At 69.3% G+C, this 25,931-nt stretch carries 24 protein-coding genes; 16 read left to right on the top strand and 8 right to left on the bottom strand.

Features of this window, described 5'->3' with window-relative positions; all coding sequences use genetic code 11:
* The first annotated feature begins 110 nt into the window (after positions 1-110).
* The 6 genes from ruvB (at position 111) to HUA76_RS33200 (ending at position 7,178) form a co-directional block, all read left to right on the top strand.
* Positions 111-1,142 carry a Holliday junction branch migration DNA helicase RuvB gene (gene ruvB, locus HUA76_RS33225; protein WP_174463106.1) on the top strand — a complete coding sequence of 344 codons (1,032 nt, stop codon included), beginning with the start codon at positions 111-113 and terminating at the stop codon, positions 1,140-1,142.
* Positions 1,143-1,154: 12 nt separating this feature from the next.
* Positions 1,155-2,651 carry a hypothetical protein gene (locus tag HUA76_RS33220; RefSeq protein WP_141643506.1) on the top strand — a complete coding sequence of 499 codons (1,497 nt, stop codon included), beginning with the start codon at positions 1,155-1,157 and terminating at the stop codon, positions 2,649-2,651.
* Between the two features lie 484 nt (positions 2,652-3,135).
* Entirely contained in the window at positions 3,136-4,080 is a 945-nt protein-coding gene (gene lpxC, locus HUA76_RS33215; RefSeq protein WP_141643507.1) for a UDP-3-O-acyl-N-acetylglucosamine deacetylase, read from the top strand.
* Positions 4,081-4,141: 61 nt separating this feature from the next.
* Positions 4,142-5,230 carry a thioredoxin domain-containing protein gene (locus HUA76_RS33210; protein ID WP_371745506.1) on the top strand — a complete coding sequence of 363 codons (1,089 nt, stop codon included), beginning with the start codon at positions 4,142-4,144 and terminating at the stop codon, positions 5,228-5,230.
* A gap of 25 nt (positions 5,231-5,255) precedes the next feature.
* Positions 5,256-6,491, top strand: coding sequence for a DUF4388 domain-containing protein (locus HUA76_RS33205; RefSeq protein ID WP_174453556.1), 1,236 nt, complete (start codon positions 5,256-5,258; stop codon positions 6,489-6,491).
* A gap of 57 nt (positions 6,492-6,548) precedes the next feature.
* Entirely contained in the window at positions 6,549-7,178 is a 630-nt protein-coding gene (locus HUA76_RS33200; protein WP_141643510.1) for a hypothetical protein, read from the top strand.
* A 205-nt stretch (positions 7,179-7,383) separates the two neighbouring features.
* Here HUA76_RS33200 and HUA76_RS33195 read toward each other — a convergent pair whose 3' ends face one another.
* Positions 7,384-8,976 (bottom strand): leucyl aminopeptidase, encoded by a 1,593-nt coding sequence (locus HUA76_RS33195; RefSeq protein WP_174463105.1) that lies wholly within the window; start codon positions 8,974-8,976, stop codon positions 7,384-7,386.
* 134 nt (positions 8,977-9,110) lie between these two features.
* Between HUA76_RS33195 and HUA76_RS33190 the strand changes: the two genes are divergently transcribed.
* From HUA76_RS33190 to HUA76_RS33180, 3 genes are all read left to right on the top strand, one after another.
* Complete coding sequence (locus HUA76_RS33190) at positions 9,111-10,004, top strand: hypothetical protein (protein WP_141643512.1); 894 nt, start codon at positions 9,111-9,113, stop codon at positions 10,002-10,004.
* Between the two features lie 125 nt (positions 10,005-10,129).
* The gene (locus tag HUA76_RS33185) at positions 10,130-10,912 is read left to right on the top strand and encodes a sulfite exporter TauE/SafE family protein (RefSeq protein ID WP_174453558.1); all 783 of its coding nucleotides are present in this window, start codon (positions 10,130-10,132) and stop codon (positions 10,910-10,912) included.
* Positions 10,891-11,400, top strand: coding sequence for a hypothetical protein (locus HUA76_RS33180; protein WP_306440885.1), 510 nt, complete (start codon positions 10,891-10,893; stop codon positions 11,398-11,400). The genes HUA76_RS33185 and HUA76_RS33180 overlap by 22 nt, the downstream gene beginning before the upstream one ends.
* Positions 11,401-11,434: 34 nt before the next feature.
* On the opposite strand, the gene HUA76_RS33175 is transcribed toward HUA76_RS33180, so the two are convergent.
* The 3 genes from HUA76_RS33175 to fabF all read right to left on the bottom strand — a co-directional run bounded on the left by HUA76_RS33175 (position 11,435) and on the right by fabF (position 15,516).
* Positions 11,435-12,307 carry a tetratricopeptide repeat protein gene (locus HUA76_RS33175; RefSeq protein WP_141643533.1) on the bottom strand — a complete coding sequence of 291 codons (873 nt, stop codon included), beginning with the start codon at positions 12,305-12,307 and terminating at the stop codon, positions 11,435-11,437.
* A gap of 2 nt (positions 12,308-12,309) precedes the next feature.
* Positions 12,310-13,941, bottom strand: coding sequence for a short-chain fatty acyl-CoA regulator family protein (locus HUA76_RS33170; RefSeq protein WP_141643514.1), 1,632 nt, complete (start codon positions 13,939-13,941; stop codon positions 12,310-12,312).
* A gap of 330 nt (positions 13,942-14,271) precedes the next feature.
* Entirely contained in the window at positions 14,272-15,516 is a 1,245-nt protein-coding gene (gene fabF, locus HUA76_RS33165; RefSeq protein WP_141643515.1) for a beta-ketoacyl-ACP synthase II, read from the bottom strand.
* Between the two features lie 195 nt (positions 15,517-15,711).
* On the opposite strand from fabF, the gene HUA76_RS33160 reads away from it, so the two are divergent.
* The 6 genes from HUA76_RS33160 to HUA76_RS33135 all read left to right on the top strand — a co-directional run bounded on the left by HUA76_RS33160 (position 15,712) and on the right by HUA76_RS33135 (position 20,484).
* Entirely contained in the window at positions 15,712-16,236 is a 525-nt protein-coding gene (locus HUA76_RS33160) for a PaaI family thioesterase (RefSeq protein ID WP_174453560.1), read from the top strand.
* Positions 16,237-16,247: 11 nt separating this feature from the next.
* On the top strand, positions 16,248-16,847 hold the full coding sequence (locus HUA76_RS33155; RefSeq protein WP_174463104.1) for a TetR/AcrR family transcriptional regulator: 600 nt from the start codon (positions 16,248-16,250) through the stop codon (positions 16,845-16,847).
* A gap of 66 nt (positions 16,848-16,913) precedes the next feature.
* Positions 16,914-18,335 carry a hypothetical protein gene (locus HUA76_RS33150; RefSeq protein ID WP_174463103.1) on the top strand — a complete coding sequence of 474 codons (1,422 nt, stop codon included), beginning with the start codon at positions 16,914-16,916 and terminating at the stop codon, positions 18,333-18,335.
* Positions 18,336-18,529: 194 nt separating this feature from the next.
* Positions 18,530-18,799, top strand: a complete 270-nt coding sequence (locus HUA76_RS33145; RefSeq protein ID WP_141643519.1) for a hypothetical protein — start codon at positions 18,530-18,532, stop codon at positions 18,797-18,799.
* 117 nt (positions 18,800-18,916) lie between these two features.
* Complete coding sequence (locus HUA76_RS33140; protein WP_371823550.1) at positions 18,917-19,762, top strand: DUF692 domain-containing protein; 846 nt, start codon at positions 18,917-18,919, stop codon at positions 19,760-19,762.
* The gene (locus HUA76_RS33135) at positions 19,759-20,484 is read left to right on the top strand and encodes a DUF2063 domain-containing protein (protein ID WP_174463101.1); all 726 of its coding nucleotides are present in this window, start codon (positions 19,759-19,761) and stop codon (positions 20,482-20,484) included. The genes HUA76_RS33140 and HUA76_RS33135 overlap by 4 nt, the downstream gene beginning before the upstream one ends.
* Before the next feature lie 25 nt (positions 20,485-20,509).
* Here the strand turns inward: HUA76_RS33135 and HUA76_RS33130 are convergent, their stop codons facing one another.
* The 4 genes from HUA76_RS33130 to HUA76_RS33115 are packed head-to-tail and all read right to left on the bottom strand — an operon-like array spanning position 20,510 to position 24,658.
* Positions 20,510-21,607: a carboxypeptidase-like regulatory domain-containing protein gene (locus HUA76_RS33130; protein WP_174463100.1), complete on the bottom strand. Its 1,098-nt coding sequence runs from the start codon at positions 21,605-21,607 to the stop codon at positions 20,510-20,512.
* On the bottom strand, positions 21,607-23,253 hold the full coding sequence (locus HUA76_RS33125; RefSeq protein ID WP_141643523.1) for a caspase family protein: 1,647 nt from the start codon (positions 23,251-23,253) through the stop codon (positions 21,607-21,609). Before HUA76_RS33125 ends, HUA76_RS33130 begins: the two co-directional genes overlap by 1 nt.
* A gap of 10 nt (positions 23,254-23,263) precedes the next feature.
* Positions 23,264-24,076, bottom strand: coding sequence for a hypothetical protein (locus HUA76_RS33120; RefSeq protein ID WP_174463099.1), 813 nt, complete (start codon positions 24,074-24,076; stop codon positions 23,264-23,266).
* 6 nt (positions 24,077-24,082) lie between these two features.
* Complete coding sequence (locus HUA76_RS33115) at positions 24,083-24,658, bottom strand: sigma-70 family RNA polymerase sigma factor (protein WP_174453567.1); 576 nt, start codon at positions 24,656-24,658, stop codon at positions 24,083-24,085.
* A 165-nt stretch (positions 24,659-24,823) separates the two neighbouring features.
* On the opposite strand from HUA76_RS33115, the gene serC reads away from it, so the two are divergent.
* Positions 24,824-25,912, top strand: coding sequence for a 3-phosphoserine/phosphohydroxythreonine transaminase (gene serC, locus HUA76_RS33110; protein WP_174453568.1), 1,089 nt, complete (start codon positions 24,824-24,826; stop codon positions 25,910-25,912).
* Positions 25,913-25,931 lie beyond the last annotated feature (19 nt).

Here is a 25,931-nt window from a genome sequence, read left to right as displayed (position 1 = left end):
ACGTGGCGTCGAAGCCGGTCATGACGGTGGGTGCTCCCTGGCCTGCTGGGCGTCCCCGAGTCCAGCCCGAGGATGTGGGCGACACGCGCGGCCTTCCTGTATAGGGTCCCATGGTCATGGCGAGGAAGTCCGACACTCTCTCCGAAGAGGTCCTCCCGGAGGACGTCCGGCTCGAGGCCTCCCTGCGTCCGCGCTCGTTCCACGAGTACGTGGGACAGGGGCTCGTCGTCGAGAAGCTCAAGGTGTACGTGCAGGCGGCTCGCAGTCGGGGCGAGGCCCTGGACCACTGCCTGTTCTCCGGCCCTCCGGGCCTGGGCAAGACGTCGCTGGCGCACATCATCGCCAACGAACTGGGCGTGGGCATCCACGTGACGAGCGGTCCCGCGCTGGAGCGCAAGGGCGACCTGGCGGGCCTGCTCACCAACCTGAACGAACGCGACGTCCTCTTCATCGACGAAATCCACCGGCTCAACGCGGCGGTGGAGGAGTACCTCTACCCGGCGATGGAGGACTTCCGGCTGGACATCACCATCGACACGGGGCCGGCCGCCCGGGCGATGAAGATTGATTTGCCGCCCTTCACGCTCATTGGCGCGACGACGCGCACGGGCCTGCTCACCTCGCCCTTGCGTGACAGGTTCCAGATTCAGGAGCGGCTGGAGTACTACGACGCCGCGTCCCTGGAGCTCATCCTCCACCGCTCCGCGCGCATCCTCGGCATCCCCCTGGAGAAGGAGGCCGCCCACGAGGTGGCCACCCGCTCGCGCGGCACGCCCCGCATCGTCAACCGGCTCTTGCGCCGGCTGCGCGACTTCGCGGAGGTGGAGGGCAACGGGAAAATCACGCTGGAGCTGGCGAAGAAGTCCCTGGACCGGCTGGGCGTGGACGCCAACGGCCTGGACTCCATGGACCGCAAAATCCTGCTCACCATCCTGGACAAGTTCGGCGGCGGTCCTGTGGGCGTGGAGACCATCGCCGCCAGCGTGGGCGAACAACGCGATACCATCGAGGACGTGTACGAGCCCTTCCTGATGCAGGAAGGCTTTCTGCAGCGCACGCCCCGGGGCCGGATGGCCACCCACCGCACCTACCAGTATTTCAAGAAGCAGCCACCGCCCACGCCCCAGGGCAGCCTCTTCTGAAACCCGCGAGCCATGAGCCAGGCCACCTCCCCCGCGTCTCCCGCTTCCGGACCCACCACCCTCCGCGTCGCGCGTGACTTCTACGCGGACCTGATGCGGGCCTCCCAGACGTCGCGCGCGGGCTTCCTCGCCGAGCGTGAGCGCTGGCTTCGCGGCGTCCCCGTGGACGGCCGGGAGGAGCTGCTCTTCGAATTCGAGATGCTCCTTCGCGCGGTGGAGCGCTACCTCAACCTCACCGCCGTGGTGGACGCCAAGGACCGGCCGCTCGTCACCCGCGACTTCCACGAGGAGCTGGTGGACGTGCGCGACGCCATGGACCGCGCCATCCGTGTCGCACGTCACCTCCAGGACCCGGACAGCGACCAGAAGATGGTCTTCCGCAAGTACGTGGAGACCCAGCTCGCGGATGACCGGGTGCGTCGCGCACTCATCGAGGAGGAGCTGGACCAGGAGACGCCGTCGGAGAGCCTCTTCGTGCTGCGCGAGGACCTGGACGCGCTGCGCAACCTGCTGGACCACCTGCTCCAGCTGCCCACCGCGCGGCTCAACCTCTTCCAGGACCTGGGCAAGCTCGCCCTGAAGGAAATCGTCCTCAACCGCTACTTCCGGCCCTTCCGGCCGCTGGAGTTCCGCGTCGAGTACGACCGGCTGCGCTCGGTGCGCCTGTTGGATTTGCTCGTGGGGATGCCGGAAGAGCAGCGCGCCGGCTTCTCCACCGCGTTCCTGGGGCTGTTCCGGCTGCTGCACTACCTGGCCTACGTGGACGCGGAAGGCACGCCGCCCGTGCCCCGGCGGGTGCGCGTGCTGCTGGCGCTGGTGCGCAGTGAGACGCACGCCTTGGCCACGTGGCTGCACGCGGAACTGTCGCCCAAGGCGGGCTCCAAGGCGCTCCAGGCCGCGGCCCTGCGGACGGCGCGGGATTTGGCCAAGGAGTCGGAGCGCATCGGCCGAGAGGTGCTGGCCCACGTGGACAAGGAGCCGGACGCGCCCGCCCGCGCCACCGCCGCCTTCAGGTCGCTGTTGCGCACCCAGGTCGTCGCGCTGGTGGAGGCCCTGGCCCCCAATGGCGGCCTGTCCGACGACGTCTTCGACGCGCTGGTGAGCCCCCAGGACGCCGCGCTGCGGCTGCGCAAGGACCTGTGGGTGTACGCCCAGCTGTGCCGCTCCGCGGAGGGGTTCCTGCGCGCGGAGGACGTGCCCGCCGCGGAGCGCTCCCTGGACGCGCTGAAGACCTTCCTCGCGTACTTCCACGACGGCGGCTACCAGCTGCTGCGCTACTCGGATTACGACGCCTTCGACCGCTTCACCGCGCTCCTGGTGGAGCTGCCCTGGCCGCCCGAGGGCCCCGGCATCCGCAGCCGGCTCGCCGAGGACCTGCGCCGCTTCAGCCAGACGCTGGAGTCCACCTTCCACTCCGTCAGCCGCCGCACCCTCCTCCAGGGCAGGGGGTTCGACCGCCAGGAAGCCGAGGCGCTCCGCGATCGCTTTGTCGCGGTCCCGACTCGCTGACCCTCACGTGGGGGGAGAAAATCGACCCACGCCCACTCGCCCCGTATGACGCAACCCCCCACGGGGTGTGCTCGTACGGGGCGTGTTTGCTTCCAGCCAGTTCCTTGCGCTATGGACGCCCCCGTGTTGCATGGAAGACACGCTTCGTTGCGAAGCGCGTCACGGGGCAGGGCGGCGGGTGAGGCGGTGAAGAATTCCCGGACACCAATGTCACGGTTTCGGGTGAATTCACCAACCCTCGGACGGGGGGAGGGTGGCTGGCCACGATGGGCACCCACCGCGATGTCAGAAAAAATCCAACCGTTCCAAGGGGTTCGAGTCATTCGAGCCCCCCACCACGGAAGGCGGGATGTCACGCTGTCGTGGCATGCCACTTGCTGAATCTGCGCGTCGCGTCAGACCACTGTTGAACGATTCCGGCGCCATCTGGCCAGATGACCGTTCGGAAGTCCCGCAGCACGAGCAGCCACGAGGCGACACCGACATGCCCCCGTCTTCCTACAACCAGCGCACCCTCTCGAAGACCGCCAGCCTCCAGGGCATCGGGCTCCACTCGGGCGCGAAGGTGACGCTCACGCTGCGTCCGGCGCCCGCGGGGCACGGCATCGTCTTCGTGCGCACGGACCTGCCTCGCCCGGTGAGCATCCCCGCGTTGGCGGAGTACGTGGTGGACACGGCGCTGGCGACGACGCTGGGCCGCGACGGCGTGAAGGTGGCGACGGTGGAGCACTTCATGTCCGCCATGGCGGGCCTGGGCATCGACAACGCCCGGGTGGAGCTGGACGGCCCCGAAGTGCCCATCATGGACGGCAGCGCCGCTCCCTTCGCGGCCCTCATCCAGGATGCGGGCATCCGCGAGCTGGACGCGCCCAAGGAGCTGCTCGTCATCCGCAAGCCCGTGTCCGTGGTGGATGGCGACAAGCAGGCCTCGCTCACCCCCTCGCGCCACTTCCGCATCAGCTGCACCATCGACTTCGAGCACCCCGTCATCCAGGGTCAGGCGTTTGATTTGGATTTCAGCGACCGGGACTTCTCCCGGGAGATTTCCCGCGCGCGCACGTTTGGCTTCCTGCGTGACGTGGAGAAGCTGAAGAAGCTGGGCCTGGCTCGCGGCGGCTCGCTGGACAACGCCATCGTCGTGGACGAGGTGTCCATCCTCAACCCGGAAGGGCTGCGCTTTACCGACGAGTTCGTGCGTCACAAGATCCTCGACGCCATCGGTGACGTGTCTCTGTTCGGCCGTCCCGTCATTGGCCACCTCACGGCCTACAAGACGGGCCACGCGCTCAATCACAAGCTGGTTCGCAAGGTCCTTTCAGACCCGAGCTGCTATGAGATTGTCCCCGCGCGTCGTCGCGACGTGGAAGGCTTGGAGCTGGGCCTGCCAGGATTGGCCGGCGCGCTGGAGCTGGAGCCGCTCGTCGCCTGATGTTGGTTTGGCATTTCCTTGCAGGTCGGGGCTGGCTCGACTAAGTCGCGGGCTCATGCCCATGCGTCCAACCAACGTCATCCTCGCCGCGCTGCTGGCGGCTTCGTTCACCGCCGGTTGCAACAAGGAGAAGGCGCCGGTCACCGCGCAGGCTCCCGCCGCCGCCCAGGCCCCCGCGGGTGAGCCCACCCCGGACACCGTGGTCGCCACCTTCGGTGACGGCCAGAAGATCACCTACAAGGAGCTCAACGACCGCGTCCAGGAGCCGATCGCCAACCTGGAGAAGCAGAAGTTCCAGCTTCGCAAGCGCGGCCTCGAGGGCATGGTGACGGAGAAGCTGGTCGATGCGGAGGCCAAGAAGCGCGGCATCACGCAGGACCAGTTCCTCAAGGCGGAGATCGACGACAAGGTTCCCGCGCCGACCGAGGAGAAGATCAAGGAAGTCTTCGACGGCGCCAAGGGCCAGCTGCCGCCCGGCTCGACGTTCGAGCAGATGAAGCCGCAGATCCTCGACTTCCTCACGCAGCAGCCCAAGCAGGAGCGCGCCCAGGCCCTCTTCGCGGAGCTGCGCAAGAACGCCAACGTGCAGATCACCCTGCCGGAGCCGCCGCGTGCTCCCGCCGAGCGCAAGACGGTCTCCGCCGTCGGCCCGTCGAAGGGCCCGGACAACGCGCCCATCACCATCGTCGAGTTCAGCGACTTCCAGTGTCCGTTCTGCAGCCGCGCCATTGGCGCGGTGGACCAGGTGATGAAGGAGTACGACGGGAAGATCAAGCTGGTGTTCCGTCAGTTCCCCCTGGACTTCCACAAGGAGGCGCAGAAGGCCGCCGAGGCGTCGCTGTGCGCCAATGACCAGGGCAAGTTCTGGGAGATGCACGACAAGCTGTTCGCCAGCCAGTCCGCGCTCCAGCTGGAGAACCTCAAGAAGTACGCGGGCGAGCTGAAGCTGGACCAGGCCAAGTTCGACAAGTGCCTGGACTCCGGTGAGAAGGCCGCCACCGTGAAGAGCGACATGGCGGACGCGCAGAAGGTCGGCGTCAGCGGCACGCCGGCGTTCTTCATCAACGGCATCATGCTGTCGGGTGCGCAGCCCGTCGAAGAGTTCAAGAGCATCATCGACGCCGAGCTGAAGCCGACGGCGCAGAAGTAATCACGCGGTTCGGAGGGCACGGGCGGTGGCCCAGAAACCCAAGGCCACGCCCCGTGTCGGTGGTGAGGCGACTTCGCTGGATTTGGAGAAGTCGCTCGCCGCTGGCCTGTCCTCCTCCCGTCCCCTCTCGGCCTGGTTCCATGGGCCGGAGGGGATGGTGCTCCTCCAGGAGCCCATGGGCTTCGCTGGCTTCCTGGCCGGCACGCTCGGGACGCTCTCGGTGGAGGAAGTCTTCGCCCACGTCCTGACGGGGATTCGCAGCGGGTTGCTCGCCGTGCAGCACGGCGCCGTCCGCCGCACGGTGTCCTTCCGGGACGGGCAGGTCGTCTTCGCCACGTCCACGGAGCGCTGGGAGCGGCTGGGCGCGGTGCTGGTGCGGCTGGGGCTGGTGACGCAGGCACAGCTCACGCAGGCGCTCTCACGCGTGATGCCGTCGCGGCGCATCGGCCAGGTGCTCACCTCCGAGGGACTCGTGTCCGAGGCCCATCTCTACAGCGCCATGACGTACGTGGTGCGGGAGGTGGTGCTGAGCCTCTTCGAGTTGACGGAGGGCAGCTTCCTCTTCGTCGAGGGCCCCGCGCCCATGGCGGACGTGGTGAAGCTGCCGGAGCGCACGCGTGATTTGGTGCTCACCGGAATCAAGCGCTCGGAGGAGCTGTCGCGGTGGCGGCGGCGCTATCCGGAGGACATGCGCGCGGAGACCGGGCCGAAGGGGCCTCGCCCGGGTGAGGAGCGCCTCTTCCGGCTGCTGGGCGCGGGCACGACGCTGGGCGAGCTGCGCACGGTGCGCGAGAGCGGACACCACGCGTTCTTCGCGTGGCTGGAGGAGTGCGTGCAGGGCGGCCACCTGACGGTGCGACCCGCCACGCCTCCCGCGCCGCCCGTGCCCGCCGTGGAGGGCATGGCGTGGGAGCTCTTGTCCGCGGAGGAGCGCTACAACCTGCTCTTGTCCCTCATCCACCGCGCGCTGCGCGACGCGGGGGAGGACGTGGACCTGCTGCGTGGCTTCCTCGATGCGCCGCCGTCGGGGCTCGAGGACGCGTATGCCGGCGTGGTGTTGAGCGCGGAGGGCCGGGTGGATGTGGCGCGGCTGCGCGCCAACCTGTCCGGTGGTGGCGAGGCGGTGGCGCGGGCGCTGACGCTGGAGGCGCTGGACGCCATCGTGTCGTACGCGTTGTTCTCCGCGCGAAACGTCCTGCCGTCCGAGGTGGCCGAGCGCTTGTCCAACACCTACCGCACCCTGCAGGGAGGGCTGGCCTAGCAGGCGGCACATGCCCACGTTCGCGGCCACGGCGTTCGTGGTCGGGGGACGATGGTCATGGGTGTGTTGCGGAAGCTGGCGTGGGGGTTCCTGGTCGTGAGCGCGGGGTGTAGCGGCTCGCGTCAGGCCGTGAAGGCGGACGCGGCGCAGCCTGGAACGGGCGGCTCGGGACAGGGACAGGTGGAGGCGATGAAGGCCTCCGTGTCTGGACCGTACGTGGACGAGGAGCTGGGGTTCGAAATCATCCGGCCCAGTGACGACTGGCAGTTGGACGCGACGAACGAGCGCACGCCGGAGGGGCTCGCGATTCCGGTGGTGCTGCGTCACCCTCCGTCAGGTGCGCAGGTGGTGCTCCAGGTGGCGCCCGCGGTGGCCACGCCCACCCAGTTCGCCGAGCGGCTCACGGAGGGACTGCGACAGCAGCCGGGCTTCATCACCACGGACCCCGTGCCCCTGGCACTGTCCGATACGGCGGTGGGCTTCAACTTCCAGGTGGGTGACAACGTGCATGGCCGAGTGGCCGTGCGCGAGGGCCAGGAAGGCCGGGTGCTGATGATGCTGGCCACGTGGCCGGCTCAGGCCGTGGCGGGCGACATCCAGAACGTGGATGCGCTCATCGCTGGCATCCGCCCGCTGCCGAATCGCAAGGCCGTCCCGAGCAAGGTGCCGCAGGCCGTTAGGCCCTGAGCCGGAGGGCCGGTGCTCGGCCACTGGCTCCGAGCGGAACCCTCGGCCCGATACGCGCGGCCAGGGTCCTCTCCTAGAGAAAGGGACGCGGGCCTCGTCCGCGCCCTTGCTCGGCCAGGGTCCTCTCCCAGGGAAGGGGGACGCGGGCCTTGTCCGCGCCCTCTCGCGGCCCGTCGTCGGTGGACGGGCCGCGGAGGCGTGCTGCTCAGCTCCGCGCGGACTTCCGGGCGCCGCGAGCCGCGCGAGCAGGCTTCGCGGGGGCCTCGGCGGCCTCGGTGGCCTGCGTCTCCGTGCGCAGCCGCACCCACTCCACCAGGGTGCGGACGCCCACGCCGGTGGCGCCCTTGGCGTTGTAGCCGCGCTCCTTGGGGCTGTTGGACGGACCGGCGATATCCAGGTGCACCCACGGCGTCTCGCCGACGAACTCCTTGAGGAACAGGGCGGCGTTGATGGAGCCACCCCAGCGCTCGCCGGAGTTCTTCATGTCGGCGACCTCGGAGCGCAGCGCGTCCTTCTGCAGCTCGCTCACCGGCAGGCGCCACATCTCCTCGCCGGCGGTGCGCGCGGCCTGGAGGACCTCGTTCACCGTGCCGTCGTTGTCACCGAAGGCGCCGACGATGTAGTTGCCCAGCGCGACGATGCACGCGCCCGTGAGCGTCGCCAGGTCGATGACCGCGGACGGCTGGTGCTCGCAGGCCCAGGTGAGCATGTCGCCCAGGACGAGGCGGCCCTCGGCGTCCGTGTTGGTGATTTCCACCGTCTTGCCCAGCCGCGACGTGAGGATGTCGCCCGGCTTGTACGCATTGCCCGCCGGCATGTTCTCGCACGCGCCGATGAAGGCGTGCACGGGGAAGGGCGGCTTGATGGAGGCGATGACCTGCATGGCGCCCAGGACGGCCGCCGAGCCCGCCATGTCCGTCTTCATGTCCACCATGCCCTCGGTGGGCTTGAGCGACAGGCCTCCCGAGTCGAAGGTGATGGCCTTGCCCACCAGCGCCAGCGGCGGGCGCTTCGCGTCGCGCGCGTTCTTCGGCGTGTAGACGACGTGGATGAGCCGGGGCTCCTCGGTGCTCCCGGCCGTGACGCCCAGGAACATGCCCATGTCGAGCTTCTCGATTTCGCGCTTGCCGCCAATCGTGATCTTCAGGCCGTGCTCCCGCGCGGACTTCCGGGCGGCCTCGGCCAGCACCGTGGGCGTCACCGCGTTGGGCGGCTCGTTCACCAGGTCGCGGGCCCAGTTGGAGGCCTCGGCCACGCGCTTGCCCAGGGCCAGGGCATCCTCCACGTCGCGCGACTTCTCCGTGCCCTCGGGCAGCGCCAGCGCGACCTTGGTGGGCTTGGGCGCGCCCTTCTCCTCGCGCGCGGAGGACTTGTACTTGTCGAAGCGGTAGGCGCCCAGCTCCAGGCCCTCCACCACCGCGCGCACCGCGTCCGCGGGCGCCTTCGTGGCGGGCAGCGCCACGACGAGCGACGTCACCTTGAGCCGCTGGGCCGTCTTCGCCGCGCGACCCGCCGCCAGCCGCAGGACTTCCGGGTGGAAGCGCGCGCGGTTGCCCAGGCCCAGGAGCAACACGCGGCCCGCCGTCGTCCGGCCGAGCGTGTGCATCACCAGGGACTGGTCGGCCTTCGCCTTGAAGCCCTCCTGGGTGGCGGCCCCGCGCAGACGGCCTTCCAGGGACTTGTCCGCCGAAGCCAGACTGGCCGGGGCGCCCTCACCCAGCTCGCCCTCGAAGAGCGGAATGACGAGCAGGTCGCCATTCGCGAGGGTGGCGTCGCCGGAGACGAAGGTGAAATTCATGGGCCGATGAACTCCTGAACGGGAGAGGGGAAATACGGAAGGGCGCGGACTGTAACGCCCACCCTGTTGCACGCAAAGCGTTGGATTTCATTCGAGCGTTGCATTGCAGCAGGGGCCTGGGTAGCAGTCAGGCAATGCCCACCTTGCTGATGCATCTGACCGCCATCGAACGGTTGGCCGCCAACCCCGGAGAGCTGCCGGCGGACTGGGTGCGCGCTCTCTCCGAAGACCTGGCCTACGCGCGCTTCGGAGTGGCGCTGCCGGACCTGCCGCTGTGCGAGGGCGTCCGAGGGGGCCTCTCCGCGTTCCTGCCCGAGCGGGAGATGCCCCTGTTCGCGAGGCTGTATCACGAGCGCGCGCCGGTGGGCTTCGGGCTGAAGATGGCGGAACTGGTGGCCACGGGCGCGCTGGTGGGCACCGAGCCAGGGCTGGCCCTGCTCGCCGGCTACTTCACGCACCTGTGCCTGGACCGACGGCTGCACCCGGTGGTGGACAACCTGGTGGTGCGGCATCGGCGTCGCGGCGAGCGGGCCCTGGCGGCGCACCGTGACATCGAGTGGGCCCAGACGCTCTTCTACCTGCGCGAACTGCACGGCGTGGACCTGCTGGGCACGCCCCGGCTGCGCGAGAAGTGTCAGGTGGTGAAGAGTCCTGGCTTCCCGTGGCGAGGCATCGGCCGGGGCATCTACGAACTGGTGCGGCTGTCCTCGCAGGAGCGCGTGGGGCAGGCGCCGTCCAAGGCGGAGGTGGATGGCTGGGTGCGCGGCCTCTATGTCTCCGGCCTGTTCCTCTCCAGCCCCATGGGGCGCACGCGCGCGCTGCCCGCCTTCGCCCACTTGTCCTTCCAGGAGCTGTACCGCAACGACACGTTCGACTTCTCCCAGGAGGTCGAAGGTGCGCTGGAGTCGGCGCGTGGAGTCCTTCGGAGGTTGCACGGCTACATGGCGAGGGGCACCTTCACACCTCGTACGCGTGCCCGCTTCCTGGAGGCTTTCCCAGAGGGAAACCTGGGCGTACGCGCCGCATAGCGCGCCGCGCATCGCCCTGAAGTGCTGGGCTCTTTCGCGCGCAGAGCAACCGTCCTGCCGAGCCTGTCTCCTAGAGGGGAATGGCGCTGGGCGCGGCGATGGCCCGCTCCTATTCTCGTGAAGGAATGACGGTTCTTCTCCTCATGGTGGTGGGCGGGCTCGCGGGAGCACTGGGCGCGATGCTGGGCATCGGAGGTGGCATCGTCCTGGTGCCCGCGCTGGTGCTGGGCTTCGGGTTGCCGCTGGAGGAGGCGGTTCCAGCCAGCTTGATGTGCGTGGTCGCCAACTCGTGCGCCGCCGCGGCTGGCTACGTCGACAACCACCTGAGTGACATCCGGCTGGGCCTGACGCTGGAGCTGGCCACGGTGCTCGGCGCCATCGCCGGAGGACTGGTGGCGGCGCTCATCGCACCGGCGATGGTGGCGGTGGTGTTCGGCCTGTTCACGCTCTATGTCGCGCTGCAGATGATGCTGCTGCGCTCGCCTCGAGGTGAGCCCGCGACGCTGGACGACTACCAGCCGACGAACTACCCGCTGGGCATCTCCGGCTCGTTCGTGGCGGGTGGCCTCTCCGCGCTCCTGGGCGTGGGCGGTGGGCCGCTGAAGGTGCCGTTGATGAGCTACGGCATGCGGGTGCCCTTCAAGGTGGCCAGCGCCACCAGCAACCTGATGATTGGCGTGACGGGCGCGGCCAGCGTGGCCGCCTACGCGCTGCGCGGACACCTGAAGCTGGCCCTGGTGTCTCCGCTGGTGGTGGGTGTGCTGGCCGGCGCGTATTTCGGGAGCCGGCTGATGCCGAAGGTGCCCACGGCCGTGCTCAAGAAACTCTTCGCATTGGTGCTGCTGTCGGTGGCGGGGCAGATGTTGTGGAAGGGAGGGGCGGGACTGTGGCCGAGCGTGTGGGAGTGAGTGAAGGGGACCCGGACGGCGCCGAACCGCCGCGGGTCTCGGCGGCGATGATGGCGGACCCGGCGGCACTGGGTTCCAACACGATGGTGGCGACCCCGGCGCAACAAGCCGAGGCGCCCGAGCTGGAGGCGGAGCCCGTCACCGCGGGCCTCGCCGAGGCACCGTCCCAAGGCGTCACGCGCGTCCGGGACAGGACGCTCGCGGGAGACCGGTGGATTGCCCGGGTGTTGCGCGTGGGCGCGGTGCTGAGCGGCGGCATGTTCGTGCTGTCGCTGGGCCTGGAGGCGCTGCCAGGCACGGAGAGCACGCACGTGGCCATTGACCAACTGCGCAAGGCCGCGGCGTCGCTGCTGCTGGTGACGCCGGTGGCGCGGCTGGGCGTGGCGGGCACGCTGCTGGGACTGCGCGGTGAATGGCGCTACGCCGTCATCGCCGCGGGAGTGCTGGGGCTTCTGGCCCTGGCGGTGGGCGCCGGCATCCAAGCGTGATGCGGCGCCCGGGGCAGGGCGGTGGGTGGGCGCCTCAGGCGCCTCGCGCGGCGAAGTGGGCGAGGATGTTGCGCACCTTGGCGACCTCGTCCGCGCGGCCCTGCTCCTCGTAGAGTGGCAGCACCGCTTCGAGCTGGGAGCGCGCCGCGGGCAGGTCCTGCGAGTAGTAGCAGGACAGGCCCAAGTCCCACCGGGCGCGGGCCTCGTACACGTGGTCGTGCAGCTCCTGGTACAGCTCCACCGCGCGCAAGAGGTGCGTGCGCGCGCCCTCGTGGTCACCGAGCAGTCCCTCGGACTCGCCCAAGAGCAGGTGGCCCAGCGCGAGCGCCTCCGCGTCGTCGCCCTTCTCCAACAGGGGAAGCGCTTCCAGGAAGCGCTTGCGAGCCGGCTCGTACTCGGCCTTCTCCATGCGGATGTCGCCGATGTCCAGCAGCAGCCGCGCGGTGCGCTCCGTGTTGCGCGTCTGGCGGTAGAGGATGAGGGCCTCCTGGTACTTCTCCTCGGCGGCCTCCGGCTGTCCCAGCGCGCGCAGGGACTCACCGATGCAGGCGCGGGACAGGGCCTCTCCGTCGCGGTCCTTCGTCTCGTTGAAGAGCCGGGCGGCCTGGGCGATGAGCTCCACCGCGCCCCGGTGGTCCTCGAAGTTCGCCTTCACCACGCCCAGTCCGAAGCAGGCCTGGGCCTGGCCCGGCTTGTAGCCGGCCTCCTGGAACATCGCGAGGGCCTCCTCGTAGCACTGGCGACTGGCGGCATGGTCTTCCAACATGCCGTGCAGCTCCGCCAGGCTCACCAGCCCCTGACCCACCTGGGTGGGCGAGCCAGTGATGCGCAGGGTGGCCAGCTCGTTCTTCTGCTTCTGGAGCGCCTGGAGGAAGTGGGCGCGTTCGGTGTCGTCGGGCGGGTGCATGCTCACGCGTCGCCACCCTTGCGGCGCCGGGCCGCCTTGTCCAACGAATCGTGCTTCTCGCTCCGGTCAGTGCCATTGACGTCCGGGGGGACGGCGGCGCCCGCGGGGGGCGGGGCGTGGTGCCGGTCCTTCTCCACCTTGTCGGCCTGCTCGTAGCCGAGCAGCGGGGAGAAGAAGCAGTCCTTCTTGGTGTACTCGTCAAAGGAGAAGGCGAAGCGGTAGCTGGCCGCCGCGCGCTGGTTGCAGTCGGTGCGCTCGCAGAAGCGGCAGGAGATGCCGGAGGGGATGGCATCCTTGCGCAGGTCATTGGTGGGCAGGCCATAGGCCAGGTATTTGGCGTTCTCCGCGTGGGTGCCCAGGCCGATGGAGTACGCGGTGCCCTTGACGATGGAGCCCTCGGTGGGCTGGAGCTGCACCTTGGCGAAGCAGAAGTACGTCGTGCCGTCCGGCATGATGGAGTACTGCCGGGTGAGCTGCGACGGGTTGAGGAAGGCCAGGTGCACGGCCCACTTGCCACAGCTCCCGCCGCCGCTGGCGAAGCGGATGCCGGTGCCGCTGTAGCGCTTGGAGATGTTGCCGGCGATGTCCGAGCGCAGGAAGTGGAAGGGGATGCCCGGGCGCTTGGGGTCCGACAGGTTGCACAGCCGGTGGGCCACCGTCTCGTAGGTGGAGCCGAAGATGCTCGACAAGAGCTCCACGTCGTAGCGCGTGCGCTGCACTTCCTTGAAGAAGTCCCCGTACGGCAGCATCAGCGCACCGGCGAAGTAGTTGGCCAGGTTCACCTTGATGAGCCGCGTCGTCTCCCCGTGCCGGGTGCGCCCCGCGCCGAGGATGCGCTCCACCAGCTTTTCCTTGTCCAACATCAACAGGCCAATGGACGCGGCGATCTGGAACTTCAGCGGCTGCTCGGTGAGGTCCGGGGACAGGGTGAGCGTCTGCTCCTCCGGGTCCAACCGGCGCACCACGGACGAACCGCTGGGCGAGGCGTCGATGAGCACGCGGTAGCCGAAGCGCTTCTCCAACAGCTGCATCAACTGGCCGCTGGTGAGCTGGCGCTCGATGCTGATGTCCCGCCGCAGCTCCTCGGCCTGCTCCTCCAGCTCCGGGAAGTAGTTGCGGTGCGTCTCCAGGAAATCGCTCACCTCGTCGAAGGGTGAGTAGTCGAAGCGCACACCCGGCACGGTGCCGTTGCCCGCGCTGCCGCCCTGCGTCCGCGTGCGCTCCTCCACGTTGAGCTGCGCGAGCACGTTCTCCAACTGCGTGCGCGTGTTCTTGTAGAGGTTGAAGAGCGCGGCCACGGTGCCCGCGAGCTTCGGCTCCGCGGACAGCGACTGGAGCGACTCCGGGTCGATGTCCAGGCTCTTGAGCAGCGGCTCGTCCAGGAGCTTCGCGAGCGCTTCGTCCACGCGCCCCTCGCCCAGCGTGGACATGAACTGCTCGGGGTCCTGATCGAAATACCGCAGCGCCTTCCAGAGCAGCGGGAAGGGCATCACCCGCTTGCCCTTTTCGATGAGGTTCAAATACGCGGGGGAGACCCCCAGGTCCTTCGCCGCGTCCGCCTGCTTGATGTTGCGGGCGAGTCGCAGGCCCCGGAGCTTCAGGCCCACGTTGGCGTTCAGTGCGTTGTCGTTCATGGCTGAGTCGGGTCCCGTCGGAGTGCGCCTGGCCTCTTGCGCCCTCGCCCCTCTGAACCACTCTGCAAATCGATTTACCGATTTGCAATCAACGTTTTTCTTGAGGCCGCTCCCTGTGTGGCGGGCGACGGAACGGTCGTCGTCCACAGGGCGATTGGCCCCTGAGTATGTGCAACCACATGTAATCGCTGCGCTTTATCCGCGCGCGGATGTGCGTTCCGGGCAGTGTTCGACGCACGTTGTCAAAAGTTTACCGCCGCGGCGCGCCAAGCCCGCTTCACGTGCTGGTAAACCCGCATTCACGGTTTACAGAGCAGAGCCGGCGCCGGTTCAGGCGATCAACCGGTGGAAGATGAGGGAGACGTTGGTGCCGCCGAAGCCGAACGAGTTGCTCATCACCGCGTCGACGTGGGCCTCGCGCGCGGTGTTGGGGACGCAGTCCAGGGTGATGAGCGGGTCCTGGTGCTGGAGGTTGATGGTGGGCGGCAGCACGCCTCGGGTGAGGGCGAGCACGCTGATGACGGCCTCGGCGGCGCCCGCCGCTCCGTTCATGTGGCCCGTCATGGACTTGGTGGAGGAGACGGCCACGGTGCTGGCGGCGTCGCCGAAGATTCGGGCGATTCCTTGAGTCTCCATCAGGTCGCCGACGTCGGTGGAGGTGCCGTGCGCATTCACGTAGCCGATGTCCGACGGGGAAAGCCCCGCGTCCTTGAGGGCGGCACGCATGCTGCGTTGGGCGCCCTCGTGCTCGGGGGCGGGCGTGGTGATGTGGTACGCGTCGGAGCTGGCGCCGTAGCCGGTCAGCTCCGCGAGGATGCGCGCGCCGCGGGCCTTCGCGTGCTCCAACTCCTCGAGGATGAGCATGCCCGCGCCCTCGGCGAGCACGAAGCCGTCGCGGTCCTTGTCGAAGGGGCGGCTTGCGGCCTGGGGCGCGTCGTTGCGCAGGGACAAAGCGCGCATGGCCGCGAAGCCGCCGACGCCGAGCAGGGAGATGGGCGCCTCTGCGCCTCCGGCCACCGCCACGTCGAACTCTCCGCGCTGGATGCCGCGCATCGCCTCGCCAATGGCGTGCGCGCTGGTGGAGCACGCGGAGTTGGGGGCCCAGGACGGGCCCTTGAGGCCATGGCGCAGGCTCACGTAGCCGGGCGCCATGTTGATGATCATCTGGAGGATGAAGAACGGGCTGATGCGGTCCGGGCCCTTCTCCAACGTGCGGCGGTGGGTCTCCTCCAGGCTTGCGATGCCGCCGATGCCGGAGCCGATGATGGTGGCGATGCGCTCGGCGTTCTCCGGCGTCACCTTCAGGCCGGAGTCCTCCAGCGCCATGTCCGCCGCCACCACGGCGAAGTGGGCGAAGCGGTCCATGCGCCGCGACTCACGCCGTTCGATGTAGTCGTCGACCTTGAAGTCCTTCACCTCGCCGGCGATTTGACAGTCGAGCGCGCTGGCGTCGAACAGGGTGATGGGCCCCACGCCGCTCTGGCCTCGCACGAGCGCCTCCCAGCTCTTCTCCACGCCCGTTCCCACGGGGCTGATGAGCCCCATTCCCGTCACCACGACGCGCCGCTTCTGCATCCGCCGCTCCCTTGGATGGCACGCCAGGAAGACGAACGGCCCGGCCGCTCGTGCGCCTTCCTTTTCGTGGCGTGCGCTGCATGGCCCTTTGTATTATGGGCATCATCCCATCTGGCAAGCCTGATTGTCAGCAATACGGAATATCTGGAATCCGGATGATGGTGTCCACCACTGCATGAGGGAGGAGCGAGGCCCATGAGCGACGGGAAGGCCGAGACGCGCACGAGGACGGTGACGTGGAGAGATCCTCGGGAGGGCGTGGCGGCGGCGAAGTCGCTGTCGGGGCTGGAGTACCTGCGCGCCATCGTCCGGGGCGAGGTGCCTGGGGCGCCCATCGCGGCGTTGATGGGCTTCGCGCCGGTGGAGGTGTCGGAGGGGAGGGCGGTGTTCGTGGTGGAGCCAGGGGAACACCACTACAACCCGATTGGCACCGTGCACGGGGGCCTGGCGGCCACGCTGCTGGACTCGGCGCTCGGGTGCGCGGTGCACTCCACGCTGCCGGTGGGTGCGGGCTACACCACGCTGGAGCTGCACGTGAACATGGTGCGCGCCATCTCCCATGACACCGGTCTGCTGACGTGTACGGGTGAGGTCATCCACGTGGGAGGCCGCGTGGCGACGGCGCAGGCCCGGCTGACGGACGCGGACGGCAAGCTGTACGCGCACGGCACCACGACGTGCATGGTGTTCCGGCCCCCGGTTCCGGGCGGCCGGGAGTAGAGGGCGCGACGATGCGGTACGCACCCGAGCACAAGCAGGCCACTCGCGAGCGAATCCTCACGGCGGCGCAGACGCTCTTCCGGAAGGAGGGCTTCGCAGGCGCGAGCGTGGAGCGCGTCATGCGGGCCGCGGGCCTGACGGTGGGAGGCTTCTATGCCCACTTCGCCTCGAAGGAGACCCTGCTCGAGGAGTCCGTGCGCGTGTTCTTCCGGAACCAGCAGGTGCGCTGGTTCGGCGGACTGGAGAAACTGGGCGGCGCGGAGTTCCTCGACCTCTTCGTGCGGCGCTACCTCAACCCCCACATCCGCGACAACATGGAGACGGGCTGCATCATGCCGTCGGTGCTGTCGGACCTGACGCGCGGCACACCGGAGGCCCGCGAGGCGCTCGCGCAGGGCCTGGAGACCCTGGCGGAGGAGCTGGGGGACCATGTCCCGGGTGGAGAGGGCGTCACCGACCGACAACGGGCGCTCGCCACGGTGGCGCTGCTGTTCGGCGCGATGACGCTCGCGCGGGTGACGAAGCACCTGCCGCTCTCGGATGAAATCCTGGAGGCCGCGCGAGCCTTCCTGCTGGCGGGGGGCGCGCCGCCTCCGAAAAAGCGACACTGAGGGCGCGGGGGCGCGCGTGGTGCTCGCCTCCCATCACCTTGCCTTCGGGCCGGGGTGGAGGTGGCGATGTCCTTCGCGCGCGGCCGTCCGATGCTGTGGGGGCTCGCCCTCGTGGCGCTGTCCTGCCTGGGTGTTCCGCGCCCGCGCCCCGCGAAGGACCCGGCGGCGCTGCGCTACAACATCACCTACGTGCGCGAGCCCACGCACGCGCTCGATGTCGAGGTGGTGCTGGTGCGAGGCACGCCGCGCGCGTTCCGCTTCACCCAGCCGGGCGGCGTGCACACCGTGAGCGCGTTCCGCGAGGACGGCGAGCGGCTCGAGTTGAGCGTGAGGGATGGACAGGTCCTCCTGCCCTCGAACATCCGCTTCCTGCGCTATCGCTATGAGCTGGATGCGCGCATCGGCGCGCGTGGACCCGACCTGTTCTCGGGAGGGGGAGAGGGCGACGCGCGGCACATCGCCGGACGTGCGTACCTCATCCGCCCCAACCACGCGCCGCCCGACCTTCACGTGGAGCTGGTCGTCGAGGGCACGGAGGCGCTGCTCCCGTGGCAGCCCGATGACACCGGCCTGTATCGGCTGCGCGCCGAGGACCTGGTGGACTCCGGGTTCCATGGCTTCGGGGGGCGCCGCTGTCAGGTGGTGTCGCCGGATGCGGTGCTGGACGTGGCGGTGCTCGGCCACTTCACCTCGGTGGACGACACCCAGGTCTGTGCCTGGTTGAAGCAGGCCGCGGAGGAGGTGCGCACCGTGCGCCGCGCGTTTCCGTATCCGCGCGTCACCGTGCGGGTCATCCCCGTGCCCGGACGCGAAGGTCCGAGCCTCTTCGGCATGGTGCTCTGGAGCTCCCCGCCCAGCATCTCCCTGCTCGTGGGCCAGGACGCGAGCGCGGCCTCCTTCGAACGGGACTGGGTGGTGCTCCACGAGATGCTCCACCTGACGCATCCCGCGTTCCTGCCGCGCGTGCCCTGGCTGTCCGAGGGCCTGGCCACCTACTTCACGGAGCTGGCCCGCGCGCGTTCGGGACGGCAGAGCGCCGAGCGCGCATGGGAGGAACTGGTGGACGGCTTCGCGCGAGCTCGTCGCGTGGCGGGAGCCCGCACGATGGAAGAGGTCGTCACCGACGGTGACTTCGCGCTCGGCACCTATTGGACGGGCGCGCTCTTCGCGCTGCATCTCGATGTGGAAATCCGCCGTGTCACTGGAAACCGGCGCCACCTGGAGGATGTGTTGGAGTTGCTCGCGGAGCGGGGGCCCACTTCCACGTTCGGTGCTTTTGGCGTGGCGGTGGACGCCGTCGCGGGGCAGCCGCTGTTCGACGCGTTGCTCGCGCGGCACCTGCGGCGCGTGGCTTTTGCGGAGCAGGAAGGTCTGCTAGAAGCGCTGGGTGTGACGGCGGGAGCCGAGGGCATCGAGCTGGTGTCTGCCCGGGACAGCTCGTTGCGTGAGGCGATGGAGGGTCGGCGTATCCGCGATGTGTCGCGGTGAGTGGCGCGGCTCGCGGGATGTAACCGGTGGGCAGGATGTTGCGTACCGGATGCATCCGCGAACCCCTGACATCCGTAAATGAGGTCCGCCACATCCAGAGCCCCGTGGGTGCCTGTCGCGCTCCTGGGGTCTGGGGCTTCATGTAGTTCAACCTGTAGTTCCCCCTCAACGCAGCACCGAAAGGAAGCAACACCATGAACGCGAAGGCTCTTGCGGCGATCGTCGGCACCCTGTCCCTGGCCTCCCTCGCCACCGGCTGTGCGTCCACCAAGTCCGCGGAGGCCACGCCGGCCGCCGCCGAGAAGGGCGCCGAGGGCTCCTGTGGCGCGGCGAAGGCCGACGGCAAGGGCGCCGAGGCGGGCTGCGGCGCGCAGAAGCAGGAGGGCACTGCCCCCGCCGCGACCCCTGAGAAGGGCGCCGAGCACGGCTGCGGCGCTGGCGGTTGCAACGGCCAGAAGAAGTAGTCCTCGGCGCACCGGGGGCAGGTGACGACACCTGCCTCCTCGCGCCGACTTCCGGGCGGTGGGAAGAGCACCTCCCGCCGCCCGGTTCATTTGTCTCCCAGGAGGTGGCTGGCCGTGGTGGCGACGTACGCGCGAAGACACGGGCTTCAGCCCCTGGGCGTGGGCATTGGCCTGCGCAGGAGCTTCTACGAGGAGCTGCCGCGCACCGAGCGGGCGCTCGACTGGGTGGAGATCATCCCGGAGAACTTCCTGTCGCTCGGAGGCCGCCCGCAGCGCGCGTTGGACGCGTGCAGGGAGCGCTGGCCGGTGTTGCCGCATGGCGTGGGGCTCGATATCGGCGGGCCGGATGCGCTGGACGTGGACTACGTCACGGGGCTCGCGGCGCTGGTGAAGCGCGTGGACGCGCCGTTCTTCTCGGACCACCTGTGCTACTCGCGGCTGGGCGGCGTGTACCTGCATGACCTGCTGCCGCTGCCCTTCACCGAAGCCGTCGTCGAGCACGTGGTGCCCCGCGTGCGTGAAGTCGTGGCGCGCGTGGGCCGGCCGTTCCTGCTGGAGAACCCGAGCTACTACGCGAACATGCCCGGCGGCACGCTGTCCGAGGCCGACTTCCTGCGGCACGTGGTGGAGGAGGCCGACTGCGGGCTGCTGCTGGACGTGAACAACGTCTACGTCAACGCGCGCAACCACGGCTACGACGCACGCGCCTTCATGGACGCGCTGCCGCTGGAGCGCGTGGTGCAGATCCACCTCGCGGGCCACACCATCTACCCGGACGTCATCATCGACACGCACGGCGACCGCGTCTGCGACGACGTGTGGTCGCTCTATCGCTACGTGCTGGAGCGCACCGGTCCGGTGTCGACACTCATCGAGTGGGACCAGGACATCCCGTCGATGGAGGCGGTGCTGGACGAGGCGGACCTGGCGCGCGCGGCGCTGCGGGAAGGGGCAGGGCGATGAAGCCTTCGCTGAAGCACTTCTTCGACAGCATGGGCACCTACCTCGCGCGCCCGGGCGGAGAGTCGCTAGAAGAGCTGTACACGGCGCATCCGGAGTGGCGCGCGCCCTCCTCGCGCGTGTCCCTCTACGGCGACTTCGTGCGAGGCCATGTGCGAAGCGCGCTGGAGAAGCTCTTCCCGATGCTGCGAGGCGCGGTGGGCGGGGAGGCGTGGAACGCGTTGGTGGAGGACTACACGCTGACCCGGCCCGCGCGGCACCACGAGGTGAATCACATGGGCGAGGGCTTCCCTGCCTTCGTCGCGGACGGGGTGTCGTCGCGCGGACTTCCTCCCCATGCCCCCGCGCTGGCGCGGTTCGAGTGGTCGGACTTCGCGGTGTTCTCGTCCCAGGCGGAGTCACCCGAGCGGGTGGAGCGCCTCACGCCGAATCCCACGCTGATGGTGCTGGAGCAGCCGTACCGCATCTGCGCCTACGTGCGCGCGAAGGGCGAAGTCGCGGTGCCCCAGCCCGGTGACGAGCTGGCGCTGTTGTGGCGTCATCCGGCGCAACTGGTGACGTACTACCAGGAGGCCACGCCGCACGCGCTGCTGGTGCTGAAGATGGCGGTGGAGGGGCTGTCCGCGTCGGACGTCGCGGTGGCCACGGGGATGCCGGAGGCCGACATCCTGGGCGCGGTGGTGCGTCTGTCGCGAGACGGCCTGGTGCTGTCGCCCGACGCGTGACTCCGTCGCGGGGCCTCGGTGCGACTCAGTTGCGGACCGAGCACACCTGGCCGACGGCGGAGTCCTCGCAGCGCGACACCCCCGGGCACTCCTGGTCCTGGGTGCACGCCACGGTGCACTGACCCTCCAGACACAGCCCGCCCGACAGGCCGAGCTTCTGGCAGCGCACGTCGTCCGCGCACTCCGCGCCCAACTGGAGCAGCGCACCACAGCCCACGAAGCGCGCGGGGTCCGGCAGGCAACTGCCTTGCTGGCAGGTGAAGCCCGCCTCGCACCGGTTCGCCGCGATGTCCTCCTCGTTCACCGACTCACTGCACTGCTTCACGCAGGCGACGCCGCCCTCGGCCAGGGGCTGGCACGCGGCGCCCACCTGGCAGCTCCCGTCGTCCTGGCACGCGCCACAGCGCGGCCCAGCCGCCGCACAGCGGAAGCCCTTGCACATCATCCCCGCGCCACACTGGCCATCCAGCACGCACTCGACGCAGCTGCCGCCCGGGCCACACACCAGGCCGTCAGCGCAGCCCGTCAGGCCGCAGCGGTTGAGCAGCTCCTCGTTGGCCTCCAACTGGACCTTGAGCTCCTTCTTCTCGCCAGCGCCCACGCACGCCTCGGCCTGGACCTCCGGAAAGCCCACCCCGGCGATGCTCAGCGCGTAGCACCCATCCGGCAGGGGGCCCACGCGCAGTCGGCCCGCGCCATCCAGGACGAGCCGCTCGAAGGGCGTGTCCCGCACCGAGACCTGCACGCCGGCCACCCGCTCGCCGTGCGAGGACTTCACCCGCATCTCGAAGAAGCCCGCGTCCCGAGGGGCCACGCGCTGGAGCTTCACGGACTGGCCGCCGGCGACCTTCACCGACACCCGCGTCGCCTTCTCCGCCGTGGCGACCACGAACAGCTCCGCAGGCCCGGTGGGCACGCCTTCCAGCTTGAACCTTCCTTCCGCATCCACCGCCGAGCGCACCTCATGGGCCCCGACGAGGGACACCACGGCCACCTCCGGGTCGAACTCCGTGAGCTGGCCTTCGATGGTCCCCACTCGCAACGGAGCGTTCTCCAGATTGCCGCACGCTCCCAGGCCCAGGACCAGGAAGACACCCAACGCGATGTGTTGTCTCGAGCCCATCAGAAGCGATACCCCACACCGGCCCAGCCGCCGGTGAATCCCACGGCCTGTCCCTCTCCATCCACCACCACGTAGGTCAGCATGAGCTGCGCCTGGGTCATCAGTTCCAGACGTTCACCCACCCTCACCACCATGCCTCCCACCACGCCAGGGCTGACCGTGAAGAAGCGCTGGCCGCCGGGGAAGGTCTCCACATCGAAAGACCGCCCCAGGTACAGGGCGGCCACGCGGGGACCGGCGAACAGCGTCAATCGTTCCCATCTCCACAGGTAGGGCAGGGCCACCCCCGCGGAGAAGGTGGTGTAGCGAAATGGCACCTCGTCCCCGGGTTGGAGCTGGAGCGCGCGCCGGCCCGTGCTGAAGCCCACATCGAACAGCAGTCCGAAATCGCGCAGCGGCCGGTCCTCCAACCGCAGCGACACGGCGACCTCCGGCGCCAGGGGCAGCAGCTCCGCGCGGCTGCGCGCGTCCGCGAAGGTGAACATTCCCCCGAGCAGCGACAGCGAGCGCCGGGGGAACGCCTCCGACAAGAGCTGCTCCAAAGGCAGCCGCTCCCCCGCGCTCACCTCCACGTCGCGGCGCATCAGCACCGCGTCGCCCTTGGTCAGCTCCACCGTGCGCTTGCCGGGCACCACCGCCGCGCCGCCGGGCAGCTCCGTGCGCGCCTCCCCGTCGACCTTCAGCGTGAAGCCGTCCAGCCGGGGGTTGTAGGAGAACAGCTCCGGCCGGCCCGTCCGGGCGATGGTGCCCGACAGCACCACCGGGTCCGCGCCCACTTCCAGGATTTCCGCCGAGGGGCGCTGACGGCCCTCGGTGAAGGCAAAGGTGCGCCGGCGCGCGTAGTCATGGGCCTCCGTCGCGGTGACGGCGCCGTCCGTGTTGCGGTCCGCGCCGCCGCCCAGGCCCTCGACGAGGAAGTGCGTGTAGATGTCGTTGCGCAGCCCCTCGTCCTCGCGCGCCGTCTCGCCCCAGTCGCAGGCGGCGAACACCATGGATGCTCGCGAGGACTCCTCCAGCGGGCGCGCGTAGAAGCCGGACTTGACCCCGGACAGCTCCTTCTCCAGCTCCTTGGGCAACAGCGACTTGCCGTTGCCGCTGTGACAGGAGGCGAGCACCAGCAACCGGCGCCGACTGGAGAGCGCGTCGAACTCCGCTTTCAGCATATCCATGGACAACGCCGTCTGGGCGATGGCGCGATAAGAAGCGTCCCTCGTCACCAGGAAGCGGCGCAATTCGCCCGTGGCATCCCGGGCCAGGGTGCCGTGCGCGGAGAAATAGACCACGACGACGTCGTCCGGCCGGTGGGCCTGCTTTCGCAGCTCCCGCAGCGCCGCGAGGATGGCCGCGCGCGTCGTCTCCTCGGGCCGCGTGAGTACACGCACCTGGTCGAACCGCCCGCGCGCCGGGTCCAACATCGCCGCCGCCAGGTCCGTCGCGTCCTTGGCGGGGTAGCGCAGGCCGCGCCAATGGGGGTCGTCGAACTCGGAGATTCCCACCAGCAGCGCCATGCGCCGGGGCGTGTACGCGCTCGACAGCGCCTCCTCGTCGAGCCGCAGCGGCACCAGTCCGCCCTTCTCCGTCCCCAGGGACGAAGGACCCGCGCACGCCGTCAGCGCGGCCAGCAGGATGGGAAGAAGGCGCCTCACATTCACCTGATCAGCGGGGATTCTGGCTGCTTCGGACGCGGACGTCGAACCTCGTCACCGCCAGCGTGCCTTGTTCCCATCGCTCACCTTCTCCCACCAGCACGCGCTTCACCTCGTCGACCGAGGGTTGCAGGCCCGTGGGGGAGGCGGCCAGCCACAGCGTCAGCGGGCCGGACTCGCCCTCCAGGCTGACGCCGGAGAGGCCCTGGGGGTCCTGCAGGTCATGCGTTCCCGCCTCCAGGTCGAACGGTCCGAGCAACTGGGGCTCCTCGCCCGCGCGCTGCTGGAAGAGCAGGGCGGTGCCCGCCTCGGTGGCGTGGTAGCGCAGGAGGAGCACGTCGCGCGAGTCCACCTGGGTGTCCGGGTCCAATCGGCGCAGGCTGCCATCCGCGCCCCGAACCACCACCGCCAGCTCCAGCGCGATGCGCCCCACCTGGCCCTTCACCCCGGGCTCCTGGGACGCGGTCCCCACCTCCACCCCGGTGCCTCCCTGACGCAGCCGGGGCACCACGACCACCGCGAGCAGGCCCGCGGCTACGGCCCCGGCGATGAGGCCCCACTTTCGGGTGTCCAGCCGGGGCGCGCGCAGCCGCCGTCGCACCCGCGCGAAGCCCACCTCGTCCAGCGGCGCGTCGCTCTGGGGCGGGGCCAGGGCGAGGAGCACCGCGTCCACCTGTCCATCCAGGACGTCGGGGCCGGAGTGGGTGGCGAGGAAGCTTTCACACGCCTCACACGCGGTGGCCAGGTGCTCGCGGAAGTACTTCACCGCGTCCGGCTCACGACGGGCAAGAGCGTGTAGCGCCTCGTCATCCAGGTGTCTCATGACCTCTCACTCCCAACGTCCGGCGAGCACTCGCCGCAGCAACTCTCTTTTGATACGGCCCCGGAAGCGCTCGAGTCTCATCGTCACCGCGCTTTTTCCCACACCCAGTTGCTCGGCAATCTCGCGCGCGGACAGCTCTCCTTCGATATAGAAGAGCCGGACTGTCCGCTTCTCTTCGCCCTCGGGCAGCTCGGAAATGAGCTGTCGGACCACCTCGATGTCGCGCTCGAGCTGGAGGGCCTCCGGAAGGGCCGGGACTGTCTCCGGTTCCGGGTCCGCGATGTCGTCTTCCAGGCGCCGCACGCTCGCCTTGCGCTCCAGCCGGGTCCGGGCCCGGTTGCGTGCGATGGACAGGAGCCACGCCTCGAAGGCCCCGGCTTCCTTGAGTCGGGGGAGGGCCCGGAACGCCCGGACGAAGGTCTCCTGGATGACGTCTTCCACCTCGTCGGGGTCCAGCGGGGCGAACCCCGCCATCAGCCTCGCCACGAGGGGGCGAGTGCGCCGGTACAGCTCACTGAAGGCGGAAGCCTCCCCATTCGCCGCGCGCCGCACCCATTCCGCCAGTCCCTCCGTGGAACCCACCTGTCCTCCAAGACCCCCGGCGGTGTCCGGTGGCCACGCGACTGACTCGACCGTCCCCTGACCCCGCGAGGAAGCGGGCGGAGCGGACTGCTTCCTACTGGCTCCCAGGGGGGGCTTGGGGAGAAGAATGCACCCCGCCGTTTCATTTTCGCGAAGGACCCCGCCATGCGCGTCATCAACTTCAACCCTGGCCCCGCCGGCCTGCCCCTGCCCGCCCTGGAGCGCGCCCGGGACGAGCTGCTCGACTTCCAGGGCTCCGGCATGTCCGTGATGGAGCACAGCCACCGGGGCAAGGAATACGAGGCCGTCCACGACGAGGCCATCGCCCTGCTGACCGAGCTGACGGGACTGCCGTCCACCCACCAGGTGCTCTTCCTCACCGGCGGCGCGTCGCAGCAGTTCGCCCAGGTGCCGATGAACTTCCTCACCCCCGACACGAGCGCGGACTACCTCATGACGGGCGTGTGGAGCGAGAAGGCGCTCGACGAGGCGAGGTACTACGGCAAGGCCCGCGTCGCGGTGACGACGGTGCGGTCCGACAAGCACTACACGCGGGTCCCCCGCCAGGACGAGCTGAAGCTGGACCCCCAGGCCTCGTACGTCCACCTGACGAGCAACAACACCATCTACGGCACCCAGTGGCACACGACGCCGGACGTGGGCACCGTCCCGCTGGTGGCCGACATGAGCTCCGACTTCCTATGGAAGAAGATGGACCTGTCGCGCTTCGGGCTCGTCTACGCCGGCGCGCAGAAGAACCTGGGACCTTCCGGCGTGACGCTGGTGGTGGCGGACAAGGGCTTCATCGCGCGAGGGCGCAAGGACATCCCGAAAATCTTCCGCTACTCCGTCCACGCGGAGAACAACTCGCTCTACAACACGCCCCCCACCCTGGCCATCTACCTGGTGCGCAACGTGCTCGCGTGGATGAAGAGCGTGGGCGGCCTGGAGCAGGTTGAAGCGTGGAACCGCCAGAAGGCGGAGCTCTTGTACGGCGCGCTCGACAGGCTCTCCGGCTTCTACCGGGCGCCGGTGGAGCGCGAGTCCCGCTCGGTGATGAACGTCGTGTTCCACCTGCCCACGCCGGAACTCGACGCGGCCTTCGTCGCTGACGCGAAGCAGCAAGGAATGGTGGGGCTGAAGGGGCACCGGACGGCGGGCGGAATCCGGGTTTCCACGTACAACGCCGTGACTGTGGAGAATGTGCGCACCCTTGTCACCTTCATGGAACATTTCGTGAAGACCCGCGGGTAGTCTCCGTCGAACTCGCGGA

Source organism: Myxococcus sp. CA056 (assembly GCF_013336715.1).
Classification (GTDB): Bacteria; Myxococcota; Myxococcia; order Myxococcales; family Myxococcaceae; genus Myxococcus; species Myxococcus llanfairpwllgwyngyllgogerychwyrndrobwllllantysiliogogogochensis.
The sequence above is the reverse complement of the archived record's forward strand: the minus strand, read 5'-3'. Positions and strand labels throughout refer to the sequence as shown.